22 protein-coding genes are annotated in these 21,378 nt (G+C 57.3%); 14 read left to right on the top strand and 8 right to left on the bottom strand.

The genetic code is table 11. The features are described 5' to 3' along the window. The first annotated feature begins 7 nt into the window (after positions 1 to 7). Genes ACR0DT_RS22925 through rnc form a run of 7 tightly spaced genes read left to right on the top strand, consistent with a single transcriptional unit; the run spans position 8 to position 6,606 of the window. Positions 8 to 2,140 carry a RelA/SpoT family protein gene (locus ACR0DT_RS22925; RefSeq protein WP_480712989.1) on the top strand — a complete coding sequence of 711 codons (2,133 nt, stop codon included), beginning with the start codon at positions 8 to 10 and terminating at the stop codon, positions 2,138 to 2,140. A 16-nt stretch (positions 2,141 to 2,156) separates the two neighbouring features. Further along, complete coding sequence (locus ACR0DT_RS22920) at positions 2,157 to 2,855, top strand: DUF2062 domain-containing protein (protein WP_480712988.1); 699 nt, start codon at positions 2,157 to 2,159, stop codon at positions 2,853 to 2,855. After that, positions 2,848 to 3,594, top strand: a complete 747-nt coding sequence (locus tag ACR0DT_RS22915) for a pyridoxine 5'-phosphate synthase (RefSeq protein ID WP_480712987.1) — start codon at positions 2,848 to 2,850, stop codon at positions 3,592 to 3,594. Before ACR0DT_RS22920 ends, ACR0DT_RS22915 begins: the two co-directional genes overlap by 8 nt. Before the next feature lie 39 nt (positions 3,595 to 3,633). Beyond that, positions 3,634 to 4,611 (top strand): NADPH:quinone reductase, encoded by a 978-nt coding sequence (locus tag ACR0DT_RS22910; protein WP_480712986.1) that lies wholly within the window; start codon positions 3,634 to 3,636, stop codon positions 4,609 to 4,611. Position 4,612: 1 nt separating this feature from the next. Continuing rightward, a complete protein-coding gene (acpS, locus tag ACR0DT_RS22905) occupies positions 4,613 to 5,032 on the top strand; it encodes a holo-ACP synthase (RefSeq protein ID WP_480712985.1) in 420 nt (139 codons plus the stop codon). A 57-nt stretch (positions 5,033 to 5,089) separates the two neighbouring features. Beyond that, positions 5,090 to 5,929: a signal peptidase I gene (gene lepB / locus ACR0DT_RS22900; RefSeq protein ID WP_480712984.1), complete on the top strand. Its 840-nt coding sequence runs from the start codon at positions 5,090 to 5,092 to the stop codon at positions 5,927 to 5,929. Then, a complete protein-coding gene (gene rnc, locus ACR0DT_RS22895; protein ID WP_480712983.1) occupies positions 5,926 to 6,606 on the top strand; it encodes a ribonuclease III in 681 nt (226 codons plus the stop codon). The genes lepB and rnc overlap by 4 nt, the downstream gene beginning before the upstream one ends. Before the next feature lie 61 nt (positions 6,607 to 6,667). On the opposite strand, the gene ACR0DT_RS22890 is transcribed toward rnc, so the two are convergent. Next, positions 6,668 to 8,044, bottom strand: a complete 1,377-nt coding sequence (locus ACR0DT_RS22890) for a multicopper oxidase family protein (protein ID WP_480712982.1) — start codon at positions 8,042 to 8,044, stop codon at positions 6,668 to 6,670. A gap of 157 nt (positions 8,045 to 8,201) precedes the next feature. Here ACR0DT_RS22890 and era point away from each other — a divergent pair, with 157 nt between their 5' ends. From era to ACR0DT_RS22875, 3 genes are all read left to right on the top strand, one after another. Beyond that, the gene (gene era, locus ACR0DT_RS22885) at positions 8,202 to 9,110 is read left to right on the top strand and encodes a GTPase Era (protein WP_480712981.1); all 909 of its coding nucleotides are present in this window, start codon (positions 8,202 to 8,204) and stop codon (positions 9,108 to 9,110) included. Continuing rightward, positions 9,107 to 9,436, top strand: a complete 330-nt coding sequence (locus tag ACR0DT_RS22880) for a DUF1491 family protein (protein ID WP_480712980.1) — start codon at positions 9,107 to 9,109, stop codon at positions 9,434 to 9,436. The genes era and ACR0DT_RS22880 overlap by 4 nt, the downstream gene beginning before the upstream one ends. A gap of 112 nt (positions 9,437 to 9,548) precedes the next feature. Further along, positions 9,549 to 10,448 carry a hypothetical protein gene (locus ACR0DT_RS22875; RefSeq protein ID WP_480712979.1) on the top strand — a complete coding sequence of 300 codons (900 nt, stop codon included), beginning with the start codon at positions 9,549 to 9,551 and terminating at the stop codon, positions 10,446 to 10,448. Between the two features lie 193 nt (positions 10,449 to 10,641). On the opposite strand, the gene ACR0DT_RS22870 is transcribed toward ACR0DT_RS22875, so the two are convergent. Next, positions 10,642 to 11,082, bottom strand: coding sequence for a cupin domain-containing protein (locus ACR0DT_RS22870; RefSeq protein WP_480712978.1), 441 nt, complete (start codon positions 11,080 to 11,082; stop codon positions 10,642 to 10,644). A 209-nt stretch (positions 11,083 to 11,291) separates the two neighbouring features. On the opposite strand from ACR0DT_RS22870, the gene recO reads away from it, so the two are divergent. Beyond that, positions 11,292 to 12,017, top strand: coding sequence for a DNA repair protein RecO (recO, locus tag ACR0DT_RS22865; RefSeq protein ID WP_480712977.1), 726 nt, complete (start codon positions 11,292 to 11,294; stop codon positions 12,015 to 12,017). Here recO and ACR0DT_RS22860 read toward each other — a convergent pair. From ACR0DT_RS22860 to ACR0DT_RS22850, 3 genes are all read right to left on the bottom strand, one after another. Next, a complete protein-coding gene (locus ACR0DT_RS22860; protein ID WP_480712976.1) occupies positions 12,001 to 12,393 on the bottom strand; it encodes an META domain-containing protein in 393 nt (130 codons plus the stop codon). The genes recO and ACR0DT_RS22860 overlap by 17 nt on opposite strands. A 41-nt stretch (positions 12,394 to 12,434) precedes the next feature. After that, positions 12,435 to 12,989 (bottom strand): hypothetical protein, encoded by a 555-nt coding sequence (locus tag ACR0DT_RS22855; protein ID WP_480712975.1) that lies wholly within the window; start codon positions 12,987 to 12,989, stop codon positions 12,435 to 12,437. Positions 12,990 to 13,148: 159 nt separating this feature from the next. Further along, positions 13,149 to 14,840 carry an acyl-CoA dehydrogenase family protein gene (locus ACR0DT_RS22850; protein ID WP_480712974.1) on the bottom strand — a complete coding sequence of 564 codons (1,692 nt, stop codon included), beginning with the start codon at positions 14,838 to 14,840 and terminating at the stop codon, positions 13,149 to 13,151. Positions 14,841 to 14,985: 145 nt separating this feature from the next. On the opposite strand from ACR0DT_RS22850, the gene ACR0DT_RS22845 reads away from it, so the two are divergent. Then, entirely contained in the window at positions 14,986 to 15,750 is a 765-nt protein-coding gene (locus ACR0DT_RS22845; RefSeq protein WP_480712973.1) for a sulfite exporter TauE/SafE family protein, read from the top strand. Here ACR0DT_RS22845 and ACR0DT_RS22840 read toward each other — a convergent pair. The 3 genes from ACR0DT_RS22840 to ACR0DT_RS22830 all read right to left on the bottom strand — a co-directional run bounded on the left by ACR0DT_RS22840 (position 15,747) and on the right by ACR0DT_RS22830 (position 18,576). Further along, positions 15,747 to 16,289: a hypothetical protein gene (locus ACR0DT_RS22840; RefSeq protein ID WP_480712972.1), complete on the bottom strand. Its 543-nt coding sequence runs from the start codon at positions 16,287 to 16,289 to the stop codon at positions 15,747 to 15,749. The genes ACR0DT_RS22845 and ACR0DT_RS22840 overlap by 4 nt on opposite strands. Before the next feature lie 33 nt (positions 16,290 to 16,322). Continuing rightward, positions 16,323 to 16,613 (bottom strand): hypothetical protein, encoded by a 291-nt coding sequence (locus ACR0DT_RS22835; RefSeq protein ID WP_170350384.1) that lies wholly within the window; start codon positions 16,611 to 16,613, stop codon positions 16,323 to 16,325. Between the two features lie 364 nt (positions 16,614 to 16,977). Further along, positions 16,978 to 18,576 (bottom strand): phosphoenolpyruvate carboxykinase, encoded by a 1,599-nt coding sequence (locus ACR0DT_RS22830; RefSeq protein ID WP_480712971.1) that lies wholly within the window; start codon positions 18,574 to 18,576, stop codon positions 16,978 to 16,980. A 345-nt stretch (positions 18,577 to 18,921) separates the two neighbouring features. On the opposite strand from ACR0DT_RS22830, the gene ACR0DT_RS22825 reads away from it, so the two are divergent. Together ACR0DT_RS22825 and ACR0DT_RS22820 are read left to right on the top strand one after the other, a co-directional pair. After that, a complete protein-coding gene (locus ACR0DT_RS22825; protein WP_480712970.1) occupies positions 18,922 to 19,626 on the top strand; it encodes a response regulator transcription factor in 705 nt (234 codons plus the stop codon). A 32-nt stretch (positions 19,627 to 19,658) separates the two neighbouring features. Then, positions 19,659 to 21,377 (top strand): ATP-binding protein, encoded by a 1,719-nt coding sequence (locus ACR0DT_RS22820; protein ID WP_480712969.1) that lies wholly within the window; start codon positions 19,659 to 19,661, stop codon positions 21,375 to 21,377. Position 21,378 lies beyond the last annotated feature (1 nt).

Here is a 21,378-nt window from a genome sequence, read left to right as displayed (position 1 = left end):
GGACCGGATGATTTCTGCTGACGACCTGATTGCGCTGGTCCGCAACTATAATCCCAAAACCAATGCTGACCGCATCGCCCGGGCTTATGAATTCGGAATGCAGATGCATGACGGTCAGTTCCGCCATTCCGGCGAACCTTATTTTTCCCATCCCGTTGCCGTTGCCGCCATCCTGACTGAACAGCGCTTGGATGATGCGACCATTATCACGGCTCTGCTGCACGACACGATCGAGGATACCAAAGCCAGCTATGGCAAGGTGTCCGAGCTGTTCGGGGATGAGGTGGCCAAGCTGGTCGATGGCGTCACCAAGCTGACCAATCTGCAGCTGTCCAGTCGTGAGACCAAACAGGCGGAAAACTTTCGCAAGCTGTTCATGGCCATGTCCAAGGACTTGCGGGTCATTTTGGTCAAGCTGGCCGACCGATTGCACAACATGCGCACGATTAAGGCGATGCGCCCCGAAAAGCAGGTGGTCAAGGCGCGCGAGACGATGGATATCTACGCGCCGCTTGCGGGGCGGATGGGTATGCAGTGGATGCGCGAGGAGCTCGAAGACCTTGCCTTTCGCGTACTGAACCCAGAAGGCCGACAATCGATCATCCGCCGTTTCATCACCCTGCAACGCGAAACCGGCGACGTGATCCATCGGATCACCGGCGACATGCGGCACGAATTGGAAAAGGCCGGGATTGAAGCCGAAGTCTTTGGCCGCGCCAAGAAACCCTATTCGATCTGGCGCAAGATGCAGGAAAAGGATCAGGGCTTTTCACGCTTGTCCGACATTTACGGTTTCCGCATCATCACCCAGACCGAGGAAGACTGCTATCGCACCCTCGGCGCGATCCACCAACGCTGGCGCGCTGTGCCGGGACGGTTCAAGGATTACATCAGCCAGCCGAAGTCGAACGGCTATCGCTCGATTCACACCACGGTATCTGGGCGTGATGGTAAGCGGGTCGAAGTGCAGATCCGCACTCGCCAGATGCATGACGTGGCAGAAACCGGTGTTGCGGCGCATTGGTCGTATCGTGATGGTGTGCGTTCGGAAAACCCGTTTGCGGTCGATCCCGCCAAGTGGATTGCCAATTTGACAGAGCAGTTCGACAGCGAGGATGATCACGAAGATTTCCTCGAGGCTGTCAAGCTCGAGATGTATTCGGACCAGGTGTTCTGCTTCACGCCCAAGGGTGACGTGGTGAAACTACCGCGCGGCGCTACACCGATTGATTTTGCCTATGCCATCCACACGCGGATCGGCCACGCTTGTGTAGGAGCTAAGGTGGACGGCATTCGCGTGCCGCTGTGGACCCGGATCAAGAATGGGCAATCGGTGGACATCATCACTGCAGATGGGCAAACCCCGCAGGTCACTTGGCTTGAGATCGCAGTGACAGGCAAAGCCCGCACCGCCATTCGCCGTGCCCTTCGCGAGGTGGACCGCGAACGGTTCATCAAACTGGGCAAAGAGCTGGCACGTTCGGGGTTTGAACACGTGGGTCGCAAGGCCACCGACAAGGCACTGGATACTGCAGCCAAGCACTTGCGTCTGAAAGACCGGCACGAGTTACTAGCCCGTCTTGGGAGTGCCGAGCTTACCGCCCATGATGTGGTCAGCGCCGTTTATCCGGAGCTGACCCAAGACGAAGGCGATGCCATTTCCCCACGGCGCGCTGTGATCGGTCTGGAGCCAGGGCAGAAATTCGACCGCGCGCCCTGCTGTCAGCCGTTACCGGGCGAACGCATCGTCGGCATCACCTTTCGCGGCAAGGGCGTCGTCGTGCATGCCATCGATTGCGACCGCCTGTCCGATTACGAAAGCGAGCCTGATCGCTGGGTCGACTTGCACTGGCATTCGGGTACACACCCGGCCGTCTATGGGGTAACGCTGGACCTGACCATCGGCAACGATGCCGGGGTGTTGGGGCGTATTTGTACGTTGATTGGCGAGAAAAAGGCTAATATCTCGAACCTGGAATTTGTGGACCGCAAGCCGGATTTTTACCGTCTTTTGATCTCTGTCGAGCTGCGTGACCTTGAACAGCTGCATTCGCTGATGCTTATGCTTGAGGCTGAAAGCGACGTTGCCGCAGTTGAACGGCATCGGGATCGGGAAAAAACTGCAGTTGCGGCTGGTTGAGAAGGGGTGATCAGGAGTGGTTTTCAAGCGCCGAGACCGACGCTCGCCCATTCAGATCGCTTCGGAATTCGTCTATCCGCGCGGCGGCTGGACCCGTGCATTTCACTACGTCAAACACCGCATCCGGAGACTGCCGGATTCACCTGAGCGCATCGCGCGTGGGGTCGGGGTGGGCGTGTTTACGGCCTTTACACCGTTTTATGGGTTCCATTTCTTTATTGCGGCCCTGCTCAGCAGAATATTCAATGGCAACTTACTGGCCTCGCTCAGCGGTACATTCTTCGGTAACCCGCTAACCTATGTGCCTATCGGGGTCATCTGCCTGCAAACGGGCCATTTCCTTTTGGGCGACGACTTTGAAGAGGAAGAAACCCACGGCCTGATGGATAGCTTTTTCAAGGCGCTGAGTGATCTGAAGAACAATTTCATCGCGATGTTTACGGGCCGCGATGCCGATTGGCGCGGGCTTAGTGTGTTTTATGATGAGGTGTTCTTTCCCTATCTGATCGGGGGCATTTTTCCGGGGCTGATTGCCGGGTTCATCTGCTACTATCTCAGCCTTCCGGTGGTACGCACCTATCAGCAGCGCCGCCGTGCCCGGATCAAGGCGAAATTCGATGAAATCAAACGTTTGGCCGAAACCAAGGCTGCCGTTCCAGTGGCAAACCCTCTAGGCTCGGGCAGGAATTCGGGAAAGGAATCAAGCGATGTCTGACAAACACCTGCGTCTGGGCGTGAATATCGACCACGTGGCCACTGTGCGTAATGCGCGTGGCGGGGCTTATCCCGACCCACTGCGCGCGGCCAAGCTGGCTGAAGAGGCCGGTGCTGACGGCATCACTGCCCATCTGCGCGAAGACCGCCGCCATATCTCGGATGCCGATATAGACGGGCTGATGGATGTTTTGTCTGTGCCGTTGAACTTTGAGATGGCCGCCACGCTCGAGATGCAGGAGATCGCTCTGCGCCACAAACCGCACGCGGTCTGCATTGTTCCCGAAAAGCGCGAAGAGCGGACCACTGAAGGCGGGCTTGAGGTCGCGCGCGAGGAAAACAAGCTGGCCCACTACATCGCTCCTTTGCGCAAGGTGGGGTGTCGCGTTTCGATCTTTATTGCCGCCGACCAGCGCCAGATCGAGGCCGCCCATCGCATTGGTGCCGAAGTGATCGAACTGCACACCGGCGCCTATTGCGACGCCCATGCCGAGGGCCGCATGGACGAAGCTACGCGTGAACTGGACTCACTGCGCGAAATGTCTGCGTATGCCCATTCTCTTGGACTTGAAGTTCATGCCGGTCACGGTCTGACCTATGACACCGTGCAGCCCATCGCGGCCTTCCCCGAGGTGCGTGAGTTGAATATTGGTCACTTTCTGATCGGCGAGTCGATCTTCCGCGGCCTCACTCCTGCCATTGCCGAGATGCGCCGCCTGATGGATGAGGCACGGGCCTGATCAGAGTGTATAGGCAACGCTGGATGACGAGGTAACGTAATGAAAGCAATTACATATCGTAACTTTGGCCCGGCAGACGACGTGCTTGAACTGATTGACATACCCGATCCGGTGGCTGGGCCGGGTGAAGTGGTTGTGCAGATCAAAGCTACCGGAATCAATCCATCGGATGTTAAGTTGCGAGGTGGTGCACGGCCTGGCGCGGTCATGCAATACCCCCTCGTCATCCCACATTCGGATGGGGCCGGCGTGATTGTGTCCGTTGGCCAAGATGTCGATCCGTCCCGTGTTGGTGAAAGGGTTTGGATCTGGAACGGTCAGTGGCAACGCGCATTCGGAACTGCTGCCGAGTACATCGCTGTACCATCAGAGCAGGCTGTTGCTCTTCCTGACACCACCAGTTTTGCCGAAGCTGCGTGTTTTGGGATTCCGGCGATGACCGCGTGGTATGCCTTGTACGCTGACGGACCGATCGCCGACAAAACCATCATGGTGACCGGTGGGGCGGGAACTGTGGGGCGTTATGCCTGTCAGATGGCCGCCCTCGGCGGTGCTCGGGTCATCACCACGGTCAGTTCAAAGGAAAAAGCGGCGCACTCTGGTGCAAGTGAGGTTGTGAATTACCGCACCCAGAACGTGGCAGAGACCGTGCTGGAAATGACCAATGGCGCGGGCGTTGATCGCATTGTCGAAGTGGACTTTGCGGCCAATCAGGATGCATCGCACGCGTTGATCCGTCCGGGTGGCACCATCGCAAGTTATTCATCCGTGTCGCAGATGCGGCCAGAGCTCGATTTCTATGGCTTCATGTTCAAGAACATCCGCCTGCATATGTTGATTGTCTACCAACTGGATGCGGCTGCACGGCGTAGGGGTGAAGCTCAGCTGAGTGAATGGCTGGAACAAGGTGCGTTGAACCATGCGGTCGTGCCTAGTGGGTATTTGGCCGACGCTGCCGCGGCCCACAAGATGGTTGAAGCGGGTGAAAAGCTGGGCACCGTGGTTCTGGAGGTGTGATGTGATCCTCGGCATTGGCACAGACCTCGCGAATATTGAACGCATTCAGGGCACGCTTGATCGGTTCGGCGACCGGTTTCGAAATCGTGTCTTCACCGAGACTGAACAGGCCAAAGCCGAGCGTCGGCACGACACTGCAGGTACCTATGCCAAACGCTGGGCCGCGAAAGAGGCGTGCTCCAAGGCGCTGGGCACGGGGTTGGCCATGGGCATTGCGTGGAAAGATATGTCCGTCACCAATCTGCGTAGCGGGCAGCCGGTGATGCATGTCACGGGATGGGCAGCGGACCGGCTGAAAGAGATGACACCCGACGGGTATGAGGCAATCATCCATGTCACCTTGACCGATGACCACCCATGGGCGCAGGCCTTCGTGGTGATCGAAGCCCGCCCGCTTCAAGATCGCGCCACGCAGCCTTGACTTGCCCCCTTCGGCCCCGCATGTAGCACCCCAACAACCAAAGGACCGGAGAGCAGTATGGCCGAGGACGTCAAAACCGGAAATCCCGTGTGGGAAACGATCAAAACCATCGTCTACGCCCTGCTGATCGCAGGTGTTTTCCGTACCTTGTTCTTTCAGCCGTTCTGGATTCCGTCCGGTTCAATGAAACAGACCCTGTTGATCGGGGATTTCCTGTTCGTCAACAAGATGGCCTATGGCTATTCCTACGCTTCGTGCCCAAGCCTGATCATCCCCAGCGTTGGCCTGAACATCGACGCCGAAGATATTTGTGGCTGGATGCAAAGTGATGACAATAGCCGTATCTGGGGCGGTGAACCTGAGCGTGGCGATGTCATCGTTTTCCGCCACCCGGTCACCGGTCGCGACTATATCAAGCGGTTGATCGGCCTTCCGGGTGACCGGGTTCAAGTCCGTGAGGGGCAGATCATCCTGAACGGCACACCGGTGCCGCAGCAGCCCGATGGCGTCTTTACCGAAACCGCCGAACCGCAGGGCCCGCAACGTCTGCGTCCGCGCTGCGAGAATGGCCCTGTCGGCATTGGCGGCGTTTGCGAAAAGACCCGTCTGATAGAAACCCTGCCCAATGGGGTCTCATACGATGTGTTGAACATCGGCAATCAGGGTTCGGACAACACCGGCATCTATACCGTACCCGAGGGGCATTATTTCTTCATGGGTGACAATCGCGATAACTCCAGCGACAGCCGCCTGCCGCAATCTGCCGGGGGCGTGGGGTATGTTCCCTATGAAAACCTGATTGGTCGCGCGGACCGGATCATGTTCTCGTCCGCTGGCAGGTCGATGCTGTTCTTCTGGACATGGCGTGGCGACCGTTTTTTCAAGGCTGTCAATTGAAGCTGTCGGCTGAAATAAAAGCGTTCCAAAAGCGTTTGGGGTACGAGTTCATCACCCCCGAGTTGCTGGTGCGCGCGCTGACCCATGGGTCGGTTTCGTCTTCGACCCGGCCCGACAACCAGCGGCTGGAGTTTCTGGGCGACCGCGTGTTGGGGCTGGTCATGGCGACGGCTTTGTTGGAGGCCGATAAGAAGGCCTCCGAAGGCCAGCTTGCCCCGCGCTTTAACGCTCTGGTCCGTAAAGAGGCCTGCGCGGACGTGGCCCGTCAGATCGACCTGGGTTCAGTGCTGAAACTGGGGCGCTCGGAAATGCTGTCCGGTGGCCGCCGTAAACAGGCCCTGCTGGGTGACGCGATGGAAGCGGTCATCGCCGCGATCTACCGCGATGCGGGGTTTGAAGCGGCGCGGGATGTGATCTTGGCGCTTTGGGGGGATCGGATCCACACGGTCGAAGCCGATGCGCGCGATGCCAAAACCTCATTACAGGAATGGGCGCAGGCGCGGGGACAGAAGCCACCGGCTTATGTTGAAATCAAACGCAGCGGTCCAGATCATGCCCCTGTTTTCACCATTGCGGCCCGTCTGCAGGACGGGACCGAAGCTCAAGCGACGGCGGGTTCAAAGCGCCAAGCGGAACAGGCGGCTGCCAAGGCGCTGTTGGAAAATTTGCCGAAATAACTTGCGCTCCCCGCTGTTGGGAAGAAGCCTGTCGGCCGGATTGTCGTAGCCAACTCGACTCTTAAATCACCCGAATATACCCGGTCAGCCCGGTCTTTTGATGTTCGATCACATGGCAATGAAAGGCCCAATCTCCAGGATTGTCGGCGACTAAGGCGATCTCAACCACTTCGTCCTTCAACAGCAACATCGTGTCGGTCAGCAACGGCGGTAACGTACGAAGGTTTGATTTCAGTGGCACAAATACCAGCCCGTGCAGATGGATCGGATGCAAGTTCGGAGATTCGTTACGCAGTCGCAAAACATAGCTTTTGCCCCGTTTTAGTGTGGCTAGTGGACCAACCCCTTGTGCGGCATCTCCCGGCCATGGCATTCGGTTGATTGACCAGAAATTATAACCCAGAGAGCCACAATATCCGTTATTCGGCTCACCTCCCTCGGGCGTCCAGCCAAAGACAAACTCGTGCAGTTCGGCGTTGGCCAGATCAGGTTTGACTGCAGGGTTCACCGGCAAGGGCGCCAACTCTCGCAGATCGCGCGATGCTGACGCGCCGACCGAACGCAAGCGGGTCATGGACCGATGCGGTTGGCCAGGGAACTTGGACATTAGATCAACGGATTGACCTTCGCTAAACGGCATCTTCACCGTAAAATCGACCCGCTGGCCGGGACCGATCAGCAAGGGCTCCTCGGCGCTCGGCATCGGGATGACTACTTCAACCGGGTGCCCGTCCCAGGCGATGATCCGGGCCTCGGCACCGTCCAGATGCACTTTGTAGATACGGGTCGTGTCCGTATTGACCACACGCAAGCGGACAAGGCTGCCCGCCGTGTGATCATAGACTGGCCCGCTCAGCCAGTTTGCTGTCTGCACATTGCCAAAGGTTCCCGCTCGCGCCGCCCCACGCGCGGTGTAAGCAGGCAGGAAAGACCCGTCATCGTTCAGGCGGAAGTCCCGCAGATTGACCACCTGCTCGCTGTCAAATCCGGGATCTTCGGCCTCGGCGATGACCATCACTCCCGTCAGGCCATGGGCCATCTGCTCCATTGTCATGCAATGGGGGTGATACCAATAGGTGCCCGCGTCCGGAGGGGTGAATTCATAATCAAACACCTCATCCGGTCCAATAGGCATTTGGGTCAGATAGGGCACTCCGTCCATTGCGTTCGGAATCCGTAGCCCGTGCCAGTGCATCGCCGTATAGTCGGGCAGTGTATTGCGCACCGGCAGACGCATCACCTCGCCCTGCTTGCCATATAGAACCGGAGGCGGCGCGTCAGGCGACAGGCTGACCATGCCGGTCGTGATCTGATCGCGCAGGGCAAAACTGGCAGGCTGGATAACCAGTTCCTGCGTGCCCGCAGCTAAACCAAAGCCACTCAGTCCCAACGCCCCTGCCGTTGCACCACTGCCCAATAGAAATTCGCGACGGTTCATATCAGCCTCATGAAAAGAAGGATTGCCTGGCTGGGTTTGGCGTGGCGTGATCCGGTCTTGCCATTCCGGCCGCATGGCTGCAATGCGACAAATGCCTCTGGCCCGCGAGGGCTTTCTGCTATAGGGGTGCGCACTTGCAAACAGGATCGCATCACACATGACCACACGCGCCGGATTTATCGCCCTGATCGGAGAGCCCAACGCAGGCAAATCCACACTTCTGAACCGCATGGTGGGGGCTAAGGTCTCGATCGTGACGCATAAGGTGCAGACCACCCGCGCCCGCATTCGCGGCGTGGCGATGGAGGATGACGCGCAACTGGTCTTCGTCGATACGCCGGGACTGTTCAAACCTCGCCGTCGTCTGGACCGTGCCATGGTTGCTGCCGCATGGGGTGGGGCATCGGATGCAGATGTAGTCGTACTAATGGTTGAGGCGCATCGCGGTATCACCGAAGGGGTTGAGCGCATCCTCGAAGGTCTGGAAGAGATCGGGCAGGGCCGGACCATCGCGCTGGCGATCAACAAGATCGACAAGGTGCCATCCGAGAAACTGCTGGCACTGACCAGCGATCTGAACGCGCGTTATTCTTTTGCCGAAACCTTCATGATCTCGGCCGAGCGTGGCTATGGTGTAGATGATCTGCGCAAATGGCTGGCTGCTGAATTGCCCGAGGGGCCGTGGCTGTATCCCGAGGATCAGATTGCCGATCTGCCCCTGCGCATGATCGCCGCCGAGATGACGCGCGAGAAACTGACCCTGCGCCTGCATCAGGAACTGCCTTATCAACTGACGGTCGAGACAGAGAGCTGGGAGGAACGCAAAGACGGGTCCGCCAAGATCGATCAGGTCATTTATGTCATGCGTGATGGCCACAAGGGTATCGTGCTGGGCAAAAGTGGTGAGACCATCAAGGCCGTCAGCCAGGCCGCGCGGGCGGAGTTGGAAGAATTTCTCGACCGCAAAGTCCACCTGTTCCTGCAGGTCAAGGTGCGCCCGAACTGGCTGGAAGAATCCGAGCGCTATTCGGAAATGGGTCTGGATTTCAAAGACGGCAACGCATGACGCGCCTGACGGCTGAATTCTGGGTCCACGCCTATCTGGCACGGTTACGGTTTCAGGAGATCCCGGCCTTTATTGTGGCCCACGGGGATGACACGGCCGGTGCGGTGCTGGTTAAGCTCAACACGCTGGACGGTCAGGCAGTGGCCTTTCAACGCAGTTTTGACCTGATGAGTGGAGAGCGTAAATGGGTCGAACTCTCCAGCGGTGCGGAAATGGATGTGGATGAAGCCATTCAACGCCAGCGCAGCTTTGACCCTGACCTTTGGGTGATTGAGGTAGAAGACCGGCAGGGGCGGCATCTTCTTGGGGAGGAAGGGTTGGATTAACTGCAGCTTGCTCTGGCGGACAAAGTCTAACAATCTATTTCTATTTTGCGTAACACCCTGCACACTGAAATGCTATCTGGAATTTTGCCCCCTTCCTAAGAGTTTGGAATTTATGAAAACCTTCTTGTTGGCCTGCCGTCTTGCCTTTTTGCTCTTGGTTTGCACAGCGATTTCCGCGGCGGCGCAGCCCAGATTGGGTTGGATCTATCAACTTGACGGGCTTGCTGCTTTCCAGGGCGATGCGAGTTTGAGTGGAGGTGGAGAGTTCTCGGCAAGCCGTGCTTTTGTGCGAACCACCGCGCTTTATAACATGGACGGAGGGAACTCCGTTGGGGTGTCGGCTAGCTTTGGTAGGTTCGATTACAACTTCAGCGAAGCGAATAACCAGCCTTGGGAAGATATCCGAGACATTCGCGTTTCCTTGCCAGTGCGGTTTCGGGTTGGAAATACAGCAACCGCCTTTGTATCGCCACAGATCAGATGGGACTATCAAAGCGGCGCAACTGCCTCGGACGGACGTACCTATGGAGCATTTGCGGGTATCGCATGGAAGCTAAGTGAGCGTCTTACCATCGGCCCAGCATTTGGCGTGTTTTCGCAGTTGGAAGATGAAGATATCGATTTCTTCCCAGCCTTGTTGGTGGATTGGGATATAAACGATCGCTGGAACTTGAACACAGGCTCAGGGATTGGTGCTACGCAAGGTCCAGGACTCACGCTCAGCTACGCGCTAAATAACGAAATGACCCTGTCACTTTCAGCTCGCTCCGAAAGAATACGGTTTCGATTGGATGGAGATGGCTTGGCTCCGGACGGGGTGGGTGAAGACAAGAGTATCCCTGTTGTCCTGGCGTTCGGTTACAGTCCTAACCCTGGCGTTTCGTTGAACGTCTTTGCAGGGGCTGAGTTGGATGGCCGTTTGACGTTGGACGATGCAAATGGTTCGGAACTCAGTCGCCAGAATTACGACACGGCACCATTGGTTGGATTTGCATTCAGGGTAAGGTTCTAATTGCCCTTCTGGCTCAGTTTTTCCCTCTAGATCACCCGACCTGCGAATATCTTCCGAAATCATGCACCTATAGAGGACCGGGATTGGCCTAGTGCGATCACGGCATACTTCTGAACCTAATTTGTGCGTTAAAATCGGGGGGATATTGGAGCCGTCCTGACAATTGCCATTTGACGCGCAAAAGAAACCACTCTTATCCAGCCAGTTCCACGCCTGTTTTACGCACCACCTCGGCAATCTTGGCGCCGTCCTGAACAGGGCCCGGTGCTTCGCGATCGAGGTCGGCGAACATCTCGATGGCGCGTGAACCGTGGCCGGAGATTTCAAGCAGATGCGCCCCGCCTTGTCCGAATTTAAAGCTGTGCACTGTCCCGGCAGGGAAATGGACCAGTGTACCGGCAGGGGCGCTTCTGGTCTCTCCGTCCATGACGAATTCGACCTCGCCTTTGACCACGAAAAAGGTTTCATCCCACGGGTGCGTGTGGGGTGGCGGGCCGTTACCTTCGTGGCCGTAGTTGAGCGTCACGGCATAGTCCCCGATCTGCTCTAACCGTGCCAGCACCATGATTTTGTCACCCAGCACGTTCAGGGGTTCAGGATAGTTGGAAGGCGAGGTGAAAAAGGGGGTCTTCATGGCGTGCTCCTGTCTGTGTCCGGGGCGTATCCCGTTCAAATCAATCAATGAACCTGTCCCGGCGGCCCGCCGGTTTTGCCGATCATAGCATTTGTAGGAAATTCTGGGGATGTTTGGATAGTTGTGTCACGTCCGGGATGCATCTTGCGTATGGTCGGGTGTTGCGGTCTTGTGGCCAAACAGTTCTGTAACTCATCAGGAGTTCCCCTTTGGATTGGCGTGATCACGGCATCCTTCTGACCTCGCGTCGCCACGGCGAAACGGCAGCGATTATCGAGGTTTTTACCGAAGGCCACGGTCGCCATGCCGGTGTCGTGCGCGGGGGTGCCAGCCGAAAGACCGCGCCGATTCTGCAACCGGGGGCGCAGTTGGACGTCCTTTGGCGGGCGCGGCTGGAAGAGCATATCGGTACGTTTCAGGTTGAACCCCTGCGGTCCCGTGCAGCTGCTGCGTTTTCGGGGCGGATGGCGCTGGCTGGGTTGAACGCTGTTGTGTCACTGTTGTCCTTTTGCTTGCCGGAACGGGAGCCGCACTCGGCCATCTACAAACAGACAGAACAGCTAATGGATTTGCTGGGTCAGGATGAAATCTGGCCGCTGGCCTATCTGCGGTGGGAGCTAGCGCTGCTGGAGGAACTGGGGTTCGGGCTTGATTTGTCCGCCTGCGCTGTGACCGGCGCGCGCGAGGGGCTAGTTTATGTCTCTCCTAAAACCGGCCGGGCGGTTAGCAGCGAAGGGGCAGGGGAATGGGCGGAAAAATTGCTGCCTCTGCCTCCCTGCCTGCGTGGAGAAGGCGCTGCGCCGGATACTGAGATTGCGGCTGGTTTGCAGACGACAGGGTATTTTCTGGAGCATCGCCTAGCCCCGTCGCTGGGACATCATCCGTTGCCCGAAGCGCGAGCGCGGTTTGTGGATCAGTTCACTCGACGGCTGTGAACACCATCTCGTGCCCGTCCTCATTGCGCAGGATCAGCACGTCTCCGGATACTTCGGATTGTGTCATGGTCATCAGGGCGGCGAAATAGAACCCTTCGGCCTCTAGCCCGGCACAGGCGGCGCGGGTCGCGGTCAGGTCTGCAACTTCAAACCACGGATAAGGGGCGTTCAGAGTGCCGCTGTAGCTGTTGCAGGGGGCGTTGCCTGCGATCTTGCCCTCTTCGGGAAACCGCAGCAGAGCGCTGGCCTCGTAAGACTGGCCGTCGATTTCCTGCAGCGCCCACGTCTGATCGGCTGCGCCATAGGCGGCGACGGTTTCGCCCTTGTCGCATTGGAACAGGGCCAGAAGGGGAAGGGTAAGGATCAGGCGTGTCATGGGACGGTCTTAACGCAACCGTTGGGTGGACGGAACCGACGTTAGTAAGGGTTCTCGCCGCTTATCAGCTCTTCCCGGACTTCCAGGCGAGGACGCCAGTTGTACTTGGTGTCTTCCCGCACCGGGGCCCAGGTCAGCGTACCACCAGCCCGCCACGGGTCCAGGATGATCCCGTCATACATCGAATCCCCTTTGGCGCTGATCAGGGCCGAGTGGTGGATGATCCGGAACGCAGTCGGCGGTGAGGTGGCCCAATGCAGGTCTAGCGTTTGGAAGTTTTCCTGTTGCAGGCGCCGGGTCATGGCTTGGGCCCAATCATTACACAGCCCAAATTCGCGAAAGCCGTTGATGACCTTGGCGTTGTGGACAATGGCCGAGTCGGTGACATTCCAGTCCTGCTTCAATTGCCGGGAATAGGTATAGGCAATCGCGGCGGCTTCTTGCGCCTCAGCCGGATCGACCTCTGGCCCAAGGGACTGGATGGCTGTTGCCAGATCGTTGATATCGTTTTGGCTGACGGTTGGCTGTTTGGTGGCGCAGCCGCATAGGATGATGGCCGTTAGAACCGCACACAGTGCGAAAAGTCGTCTGTTCATTCTTTGTGCCGTTCTTTTTTGAGCGCAGGATGCTCTAACCGGGTTCGCTACTAAGATCAAAGGGGAAGTTCGCCATCAGCGGATCACAACCGATACCAAAAAGAAAAAGACCCGGCACAGAGGCCGGGTCAGTTGGGGAAACGGGCGTGCCGAACATGATCAGCTCAGCAGTCGTCGTGCGATGACCTGAGCCTGAATTTCGGCAGCCCCCTCGAAAATGTTTAGAATGCGCGCGTCGCACAGGACGCGGCTGATTTTGTACTCTAGTGCAAAACCGTTGCCGCCGTGGATCTGCAGACCGTTATCTGCAGCCGCCCAGGCCACGCGTGCGCCCAGTAGTTTCGCCATGCCGGCCTCAAGGTCGCAACGCTGGCCGTGATCCTTTTCCCAGGCCGAGAAATAGGTCAGCTGACGCGCGATCATGATCTCGACCGCCATCATCGCCAACTTGCCCGAGACACGCGGGAAGTTGATCAGAGACTTGCCGAACTGCTTGCGGTCCTGCGCGTATTGCATTGCAATATCCAGCGCGCTTTGCGCCACGCCGATGGCGCGAGCAGCGGTCTGGATGCGAGCGGATTCGAAGGTCTCCATCAGCTGTTTGAAGCCTTTGCCCTCTTCGCCACCCAGAAGGTTTTCGCCTTTGACGTGGAAACCGTCAAAACCCAGTTCGTATTCCTTCATGCCGCGATAGCCCAGTACCTCGATCTCACCGCCAGTCATGCCGGGAGTGGGGAAGGGGTCTTCATCAGTGCCAGGTGTTTTTTCAGCCAGGAACATGGACAGGCCGCGGTGATCGGTGCTGTCGGGGTTCGTCCGCGCGAGCAGGGTCATTACATGGGTGCGGGCGGCGTGGGTGATCCAGGTCTTGTTGCCAGTGATTTTGTAATCACCGTTCTCATCTTTAACGGCGCGCGTGCGCAGGCTGCCCAGATCCGACCCAGTGTTCGGCTCGGTGAAAACGGCGGTGGGCAGAATTTCAGCACTGGCCAGCTTAGGCAACCAATTGGCCTTTTGCTCGTCGGTACCGCCGGCAATGATCAGTTCAGCCGCAATCTCGGACCGGGTGCCCAGCGAACCGACACCAATATAGCCGCGCGACAGCTCCTCGGACACCACGCACATCGAGGCTTTGGACAGGCCGAAACCACCGAACTCTTCTGGGATAGTCAGGCCGAAAACCCCCATCTCGGCCAGTTCTTCGATGATCTCGATCGGGATCAGCTCGTCCTTAAGGTGCCAGTCGTGGGCATATGGTTCGACCTTTTCCTGCGCGTAGCGACGGAACTGATCGCGGATCATCTCAAGCTCTTCGTCCAGACCTGACGCACCGAACATGGTCGCTCCGGCCTGATCTTCCATCAAGGCCACAAGCCGCGTGCGGGCGGCCTGAGAATTGGCCTGCGTCATCAGCGTCTGTATCTCGCTGCATTGGAAACCAGACAGCGCGTCCCAGCCAAGACCCATATCCTGTAGACGCACTACCTCGGTCTGGTTCATAGGAATACCGCCCGCGACCTGATGCAGGTATTCGCCAAAGGCGATCTGGTGCAGCAGCTGCTCCATCTCGCCAAACTTGCCCTCAGCATCCAGGGCATCGGCCCAGCGTTGCATCTGCTGTAAAGACTGATTGTAAGTTGCCAGCCAGGAAAGGCCGTGGGCAGCGGTCTGGTGTGCCTCGATCAACGCGCCAGAGACCCGGCCTTCTTCGATGACCATCTCGCGAACCGAAGCGCGGGCGCGTTCGAATACGGCCTCCACCGCAGGCAAGGCCGCACGGGTCAGCGTCAGAAGATCGGGCAAAATTGAGGATGTCGTCATCTGGGTCATATCTTGTCCGTCATGGGCCATGAATCACGTCCTTCTGTGGTATTGTCTGGTCATACCATGCTGCACGTGCAGCGCAACAAAAATACGAATTACATAGTGAAAAAGTTCGAAAATTACTTGGACGATTTTGCAGTGCAGCGCGCGCTAAGAGTGTTATCAGGGGCGCATGACGTTGTTTTCTTTGATCAGTCCGCAAGACCTGTTGCTGGCCGCCGCCGTCGCCTTTTTGGCGGGGTGGGTCAAAGGTATGGTCGGATTTGCCATGCCAATGATTTTGGTTTCGGGTCTGAGTATGTTCCTGCCACCCAATATGGCGATCGCCGGACTGATTCTGCCGACGCTGGTAACCAACAGTTTTCAGGCCTTGCGAGAGGGCGTCCCGGCTGCCGTGTCCGCAATCAAGCAGTTTCGCATCTTTCTGACGGTGGGATTGGTGTTCCTACTATTGGGCGCGCAGGTTGTCAGCTCCGTGCCCGCGTCAACGTTTCTGTTGATGATCGGCTTTCCGGTCACGGCTTTCGCGCTGTTTCAGGTACTGGGAATGCGGTTGACCCTCAGCAAGCAATCAGCTCGCGTCGAGGTGGGCATCGGTGCGATTGCAGGGTTTGTCGGGGGAATGTCCGGTGTCTGGGGGCCGCCGACCGTGGCCTATCTGACCGCGCTGAACACACCGAAAGCTGTGCAGATGCGCGTTCAGGGTGTGATCTATGGGCTAGGGGCTGTGGCGCTGATGCTGGCGCATTTGGGGTCGGGCATCTTGCGGGCCGAGACGGCACCTTTCTCGGCTGCTCTGATCGCGCCGGCCTTGTTCGGGATGTGGACCGGTTTGCAGTTGCAATCGCGAATTGATCAGGCGTTGTTTCGCAAGGTGACGTTGCTGGTCCTGCTAGTCGCGGGTGTGAATTTGCTGCGCCGAGGATTGATGGGTTAACTGCGGCTGTCCGCGAACCGGAAGGCAAAATACAATCCCAACATCAAGAAAAACAGACCCGAAATATCGCCGATCAAAAAGGCGACATATTCGACCCGAGCGCTGCCAAAGGCCATGTTGGTCAGCCCGGAGACCAAGAAGGACGTGACGATCCCAACGCCCATGACGCAGGACCAGCAAGGTTTTCGATCAGCGCGGGGAAACAGATCCCAGCCCACCCATTTACACAGGTAAAACACAGCAGGCACGGTGGTGACGGCTATGACCATTGCCAACAATCGGCTTGGCAGAAACACATCGCTGCCACCTAGAAAGGCAAAAACCAAGAAAACACCCGGCAACAGGGCGAAAATTGCCCGCCATCCCAACAGCCACGCTGATAGAACCCGCACCCCGTGCGGAAGAAACAAAAGACTGGCCCGACTGGGGTATTCCGGAAAGAACACGTTCTGTAGTGGCATCAGAACCTCGAATGTGAGGTACGATGCGACGACATAAGCCAATGAGGCATAGAGCGTGTCAGTAGCCCACCTGCGCACGTTGATCAGCCACCTGTGCGCAGGAATGCGGCATCACTTGGGGGCATGTACGATATACCGGCCCCGGTTGGCGGTACCGCTTTGCGACAGATACCCTTTCTGCACCAGAGATTTCAGCGCGCGAAAGAATGTCGGGCGCGAAACACTTTGCACCAACGTATGTTCGATCAACCCAAAAGTGCGTACTTCGTCGTCAGATTTGGACAGTTCTTCGGCGGCGTAATAAATATCGCGCTCAACCGGAGACAGCTGTTCAAGGCCCAGCGTCCGTTCCATGCTCTGCATCAGTTTACGCAGTTCGGTTAGTTTTGAGATTTCGGTCATATTCTACCTGTCATTCTTCGTGCCCGTTGCCGCTGCTCTGCGACAAAAATGCGAAATACTGAATTCTTAAACAATTTCAGTAAGTCTCATATTGACACTCATCCCCTTTAGCCTACACTAGTCATGTTTTTAGGTTGCTCAACGTGCTGATGTGAGAGTGTGTTTGAGCCACCCAAAGGTCTTTTCACTTTCCGCCCGGTGCGCAAGCGCCGGGCTTATTTCTTACAATGGTTCCAAAATTACCCCAGGCAGGCATAGCGGGCAACGCATTTGTTCGCGGCACCTGCATTATGCAACTGCAGGTAGAGTAATTTTTCGAGAGTCCCCTCAAAGAAAAAGGGGGCGATACTGCCCCCTTGTCCATTTACCCGATTGCAACGGCTTTGATGTCGTCGTCGATGAAGGGCAGGTATTGCTCAAAGTTCTCGGCGAACATCTTCACCAGCTTCTCAGCCTGTTTGTCGAATGCGGCCTGATCATCCCATGTGCGGCGCGGGTCCAGCAGAACCTCGGCAACACCGGGCACGGTTACTGGCACGTCAAAGCCAAAGTTGGCATCCTTGCGGAACTCGGCATCACGCAGCGAACCGTCCAGTGCTGCCGTCAACAGCGCGCGGGTCGCCCTGATCGGCATCCGCGAACCAACGCCATAGGCGCCACCGGTCCAGCCGGTGTTCACCAGCCAGCAGGTCGCACCATGCTGAGCAATCTTGTCGCGCAGCAGGTTGCCGTAAACTTCCGGACGACGCGGCATAAAGGGTGCGCCGAAGCAGGTCGAGAATGTCGGCTGAGGTTCGGTAACACCGCGCTCGGTCCCGGCTACCTTCGAGGTGAAGCCCGACAGGAAATGATACATCGCCTGCGCCGGGGTCAGCCGCGCGATTGGAGGCAGAACACCAAACGCATCACAAGTCAGCATGATGATGTTCTTTGGGTGACCGCCCAAGGCGCTGCTGGATGCGTTCGAGATATACTCGAGCGGGTAGGCGCAGCGCATGTTTGCCGTCAGCGAGTCGTCGTCGAAATCCAGTTCTTTGGTTTCGGGGTCGAAAACCATGTTCTCGATGACTGTACCGAATTTGCTGGTTGTCGCGTAGATTTCCGGCTCGGCCTCAGGATTCAGATTAATGGTCTTGGCATAGCAGCCGCCTTCGAAGTTGAAGGTGCCGCGATCCGACCAGCCGTGCTCGTCATCCCCGATCAATGTACGCTCTGGGTCGGCCGATAGGGTCGTTTTTCCGGTGCCGGACAGGCCAAAGAACACAGCTGTGTCGACTGGATTGCCGACCGCGTGGTTGGCCGAGCAGTGCATCGGCATCACGCCTTTTTCAGGCAGCATATAGTTCAGCAGGGTGAACACGGATTTCTTGTTCTCGCCCGCGTATTCTGTTCCACCGATCAGGATCATCTTGCGGTCAAAGTTCAGCGCAATCACTGTCTCGGACTGGCAGCCGTGCTTTTTTGGGTCTGCCTTGAAGCTAGGGCAGTTGATGATGGTGAAATCCGCGGTGAATTCGTCCAGATCTTCGCGATCTGGACGACGCAGTAGGTGGCGGATGAACAAGTTGTGCCAGGCCAGCTCGGTAACCATGCGAACGTTGATTGAATAGGCCGGGTCTGCTCCGCCGACGAGGTCTTGCACGAAGTAATCGCGGCCCTTCATGTGGGCCAGCATATCTTCATAAAGCGCGTCGAACCCTTTTGGGGTCATCTCGGCGTTGTTTTCCCACCAGATGGTGTCAGCGACGCTTTCAGTTTTAACGACGTGTTTGTCCTTGGGCGAGCGACCGGTGAACTTGCCGGTGGTGACCAGAAAGGCCCCGCCAATGCCAAGTGTGCCTTCGCCGCGCTTCAGCGCTTCTTCGATCAGCGCTGGTTCCATGAAGTTGTAATAGACATTGCCCAGACCCTCGATGCCCTGATCTTCGAGGCGGAATTGCGGGTTAACCCGTCCAGATGTCATGTGTGTCTTCTCCTGTGGCGGCGCATTGGCGATAGGGCCGGATGCGCTCTTGGGGCAGTGTGCCGGAAAATCCGGCGGCTGGGCGCCTCTTATCACGGTCGTTTAGGGCATGAACAGGACGGTTTGGCGCAGTTAGCGCCACCAAGTTAAAGTTTAGCGCCACCAAGAATCTCCTGATGGAAATCTGGGCAGTAATTTGCGGGCTGCAAGGCATTTTTGCCGCATAGCTGCCGCAAGAATGGCATGATTCGCAGTTACGGATTGATTCGGCGCATCAAAACCGCCAACAATGACTTACAAAAAAGCGTATTATTGCGTAGGTGAGCAGGAATAGGGGTGAACCCGATGTCAAAGATTGCACTGGTGGACGACGACAGAAATATCCTGACGTCCGTGTCCATGACACTTGAAGCCGAAGGGTTTGAGGTCGAAACCTATAATGACGGACAGGCGGCGCTGGATGCGTTCAACAAGAAACTTCCCGATATGGCCGTTTTGGATATAAAGATGCCGCGTATGGATGGCATGGACTTGTTGCAACGGCTGCGGCAAAAAACCCAGATGCCGGTAATTTTTCTCACCTCGAAAGATGATGAGATTGATGAGGTTCTGGGCCTGCGCATGGGCGCGGATGACTATGTGAAAAAACCCTTTTCCCAGCGTCTTCTGGTCGAACGCATCCGTGCGCTACTGCGGCGGCAAGAGGCGACAACGGGCGACGTAACCAACGCTAATACCGGTGAAACCAAAGTGATGGAGCGCGGTGATCTGCGGATGGACCCGCTGCGTCATGCGGTCAGCTGGAAAGGTGCGGATGTCTCGTTGACCGTGACTGAATTCTTGCTGCTTCAGGCGCTGGCTCAGCGTCCGGGGTTTGTCAAAAGCCGCGATCAGCTGATGGACGTTGCCTATGACGATCAGGTCTATGTCGACGACCGGACCATCGACAGCCATATCAAACGTCTGCGCAAGAAGATGCGCGCCGCAGATCCCGAGTTTTCGGCGATCGAAACGCTGTATGGCATCGGCTACAGGTATAACGAAGAATAATCGTGACCACTGAGAAGGGGTAACCGGGTCTCGTGCGCGATACGGAACAAGCCAGCGAGTTGCGCGACGGTGACGTCGTTCTGGGGGATGACTGGGTCATCCCGCAAGACCCGGATTCGGCCGAGCTTCGGGCGTCGCGCCGACGTCGCAACATGTTCTCGCTGCGGGGTTCTCCGCTTGCGCGTCGGATCATCACCTTCAACCTGATAGCCCTTGTGATCCTTGTGACGGGGTTGCTGTATCTTGATGACTCCCGCGAAGAGCAGGTCCAGCAGTCGGCACGCAACCTGATCGGTGATGCGCAGCTTGTCAGCAATGTGTTCGAGGCACAGCTGCGTCAGAACCTGTCAGCAAATTCGCAGAATGCTGCCGCACTGGACGTTAAGGACACGCTTGCGGGGCTCAGCCTGCCAGACGGCGGCGAAGTCTTTGTTTACGACGCAGATGGAACACTGATCGGCTGGACGCGCGGGGTTTCGGCCTCTCCACAGACATATGCGCTGTTAAAAACCGAAGCCGACGTGCAAACCGGTAGCACTCTGATCAGCGATGCATTGAACGCCGTGTGGATTGGGCTGTCGCGGGTGTTCACCCGTTCTGATCCGGACGAAGCGCCAACTCTGGCGCAGCGAGTGCAGGAAATTATCCCTCTGTCGCTTCAAGGCCATAAGCAGCTTGAGGCAGTGAAGGATGACGTAGGTCAGACGGTTATCGTCGCGGCGACTCCGATCCTGCAGGGCGGAGAGCCAGTGGGCGCAGTCGCAATGGCGGGTCCTGCCGGTGAAATCGATGCGTTGGCCCGGCGCGCGCAGGAGCGTATCTTGCAGATGTTCGTCGTGGCTTTGTTGGTATCCATCGGCCTAAGCCTTGTTCTTGCCTCGACCATTGCAAACCCTCTGGCTGACCTCGCGGCCGCTGCTGAAATGGGCAAGGATCGGGGGACGGGTGTCAATCCGGGCCGTATTCGCATCCCGGACCTCAGTGCTAGACCGGATGAAATCGGACGCCTTAGCCGCGCCCTGCGCGGCATGGTGACAGCGCTTTACAACCGTATCGATGCCAACGAACAGTTTGCCGCCGATGTGGCGCATGAAATCAAAAACCCGTTGGCCAGCCTGCAATCCGCGGTGGGAACCCTGCGCGTGGTCAAGCGCGACGATCAGCGCGACAAACTGCTTGGCGTTATCGAACACGATGTGCGGCGGTTGGATCGTCTGGTTAGCGATATCTCGAACGCGTCGCGTCTGGATGCCGAACTGGTCAAAGAAGAGGAACAACCATTCGATCTGCTGAAGCTGCTGGGCAATATCGGCCAGTATCTGGGCGAAGAGGCCCGTACCAAAGGCATCGACTATATCACTGATCTGCCGTCCCAGCCGATTATCGTGAACGGGCTCGAGGCGCGGTTGGCGCAGGTGTTCGTCAATCTGATCACCAACGCGATTTCTTTCTGCGAAGACAGCGATGCCATTCGCGTCTGGGTGCGGCGTCGCGAAAACCGGGTGTTGATCGTGGTCGAGGATACCGGCCCAGGCATCCCGGAACAGGCGCTGACCAAAATCTTCAAACGGTTCTATTCGCAGCGTCCCGACGAGCATTTCGGCAATAACTCGGGCCTTGGACTGGCGATCTCGAAACAGATTGTCGAGGCCCACGGCGGTGTGATCTGGGCTGAGAATATTCGTCCAACTGAGGCAGATATAACATCCGACCCACAAGGCGCGCGCTTTGTTGTGGGGCTGCCTGTGTAAG

The sequence above is a fragment of the Ruegeria sp. BI11 genome (assembly GCF_056538005.1).
This window is presented reverse-complemented; position numbering and strand designations above follow the sequence as displayed.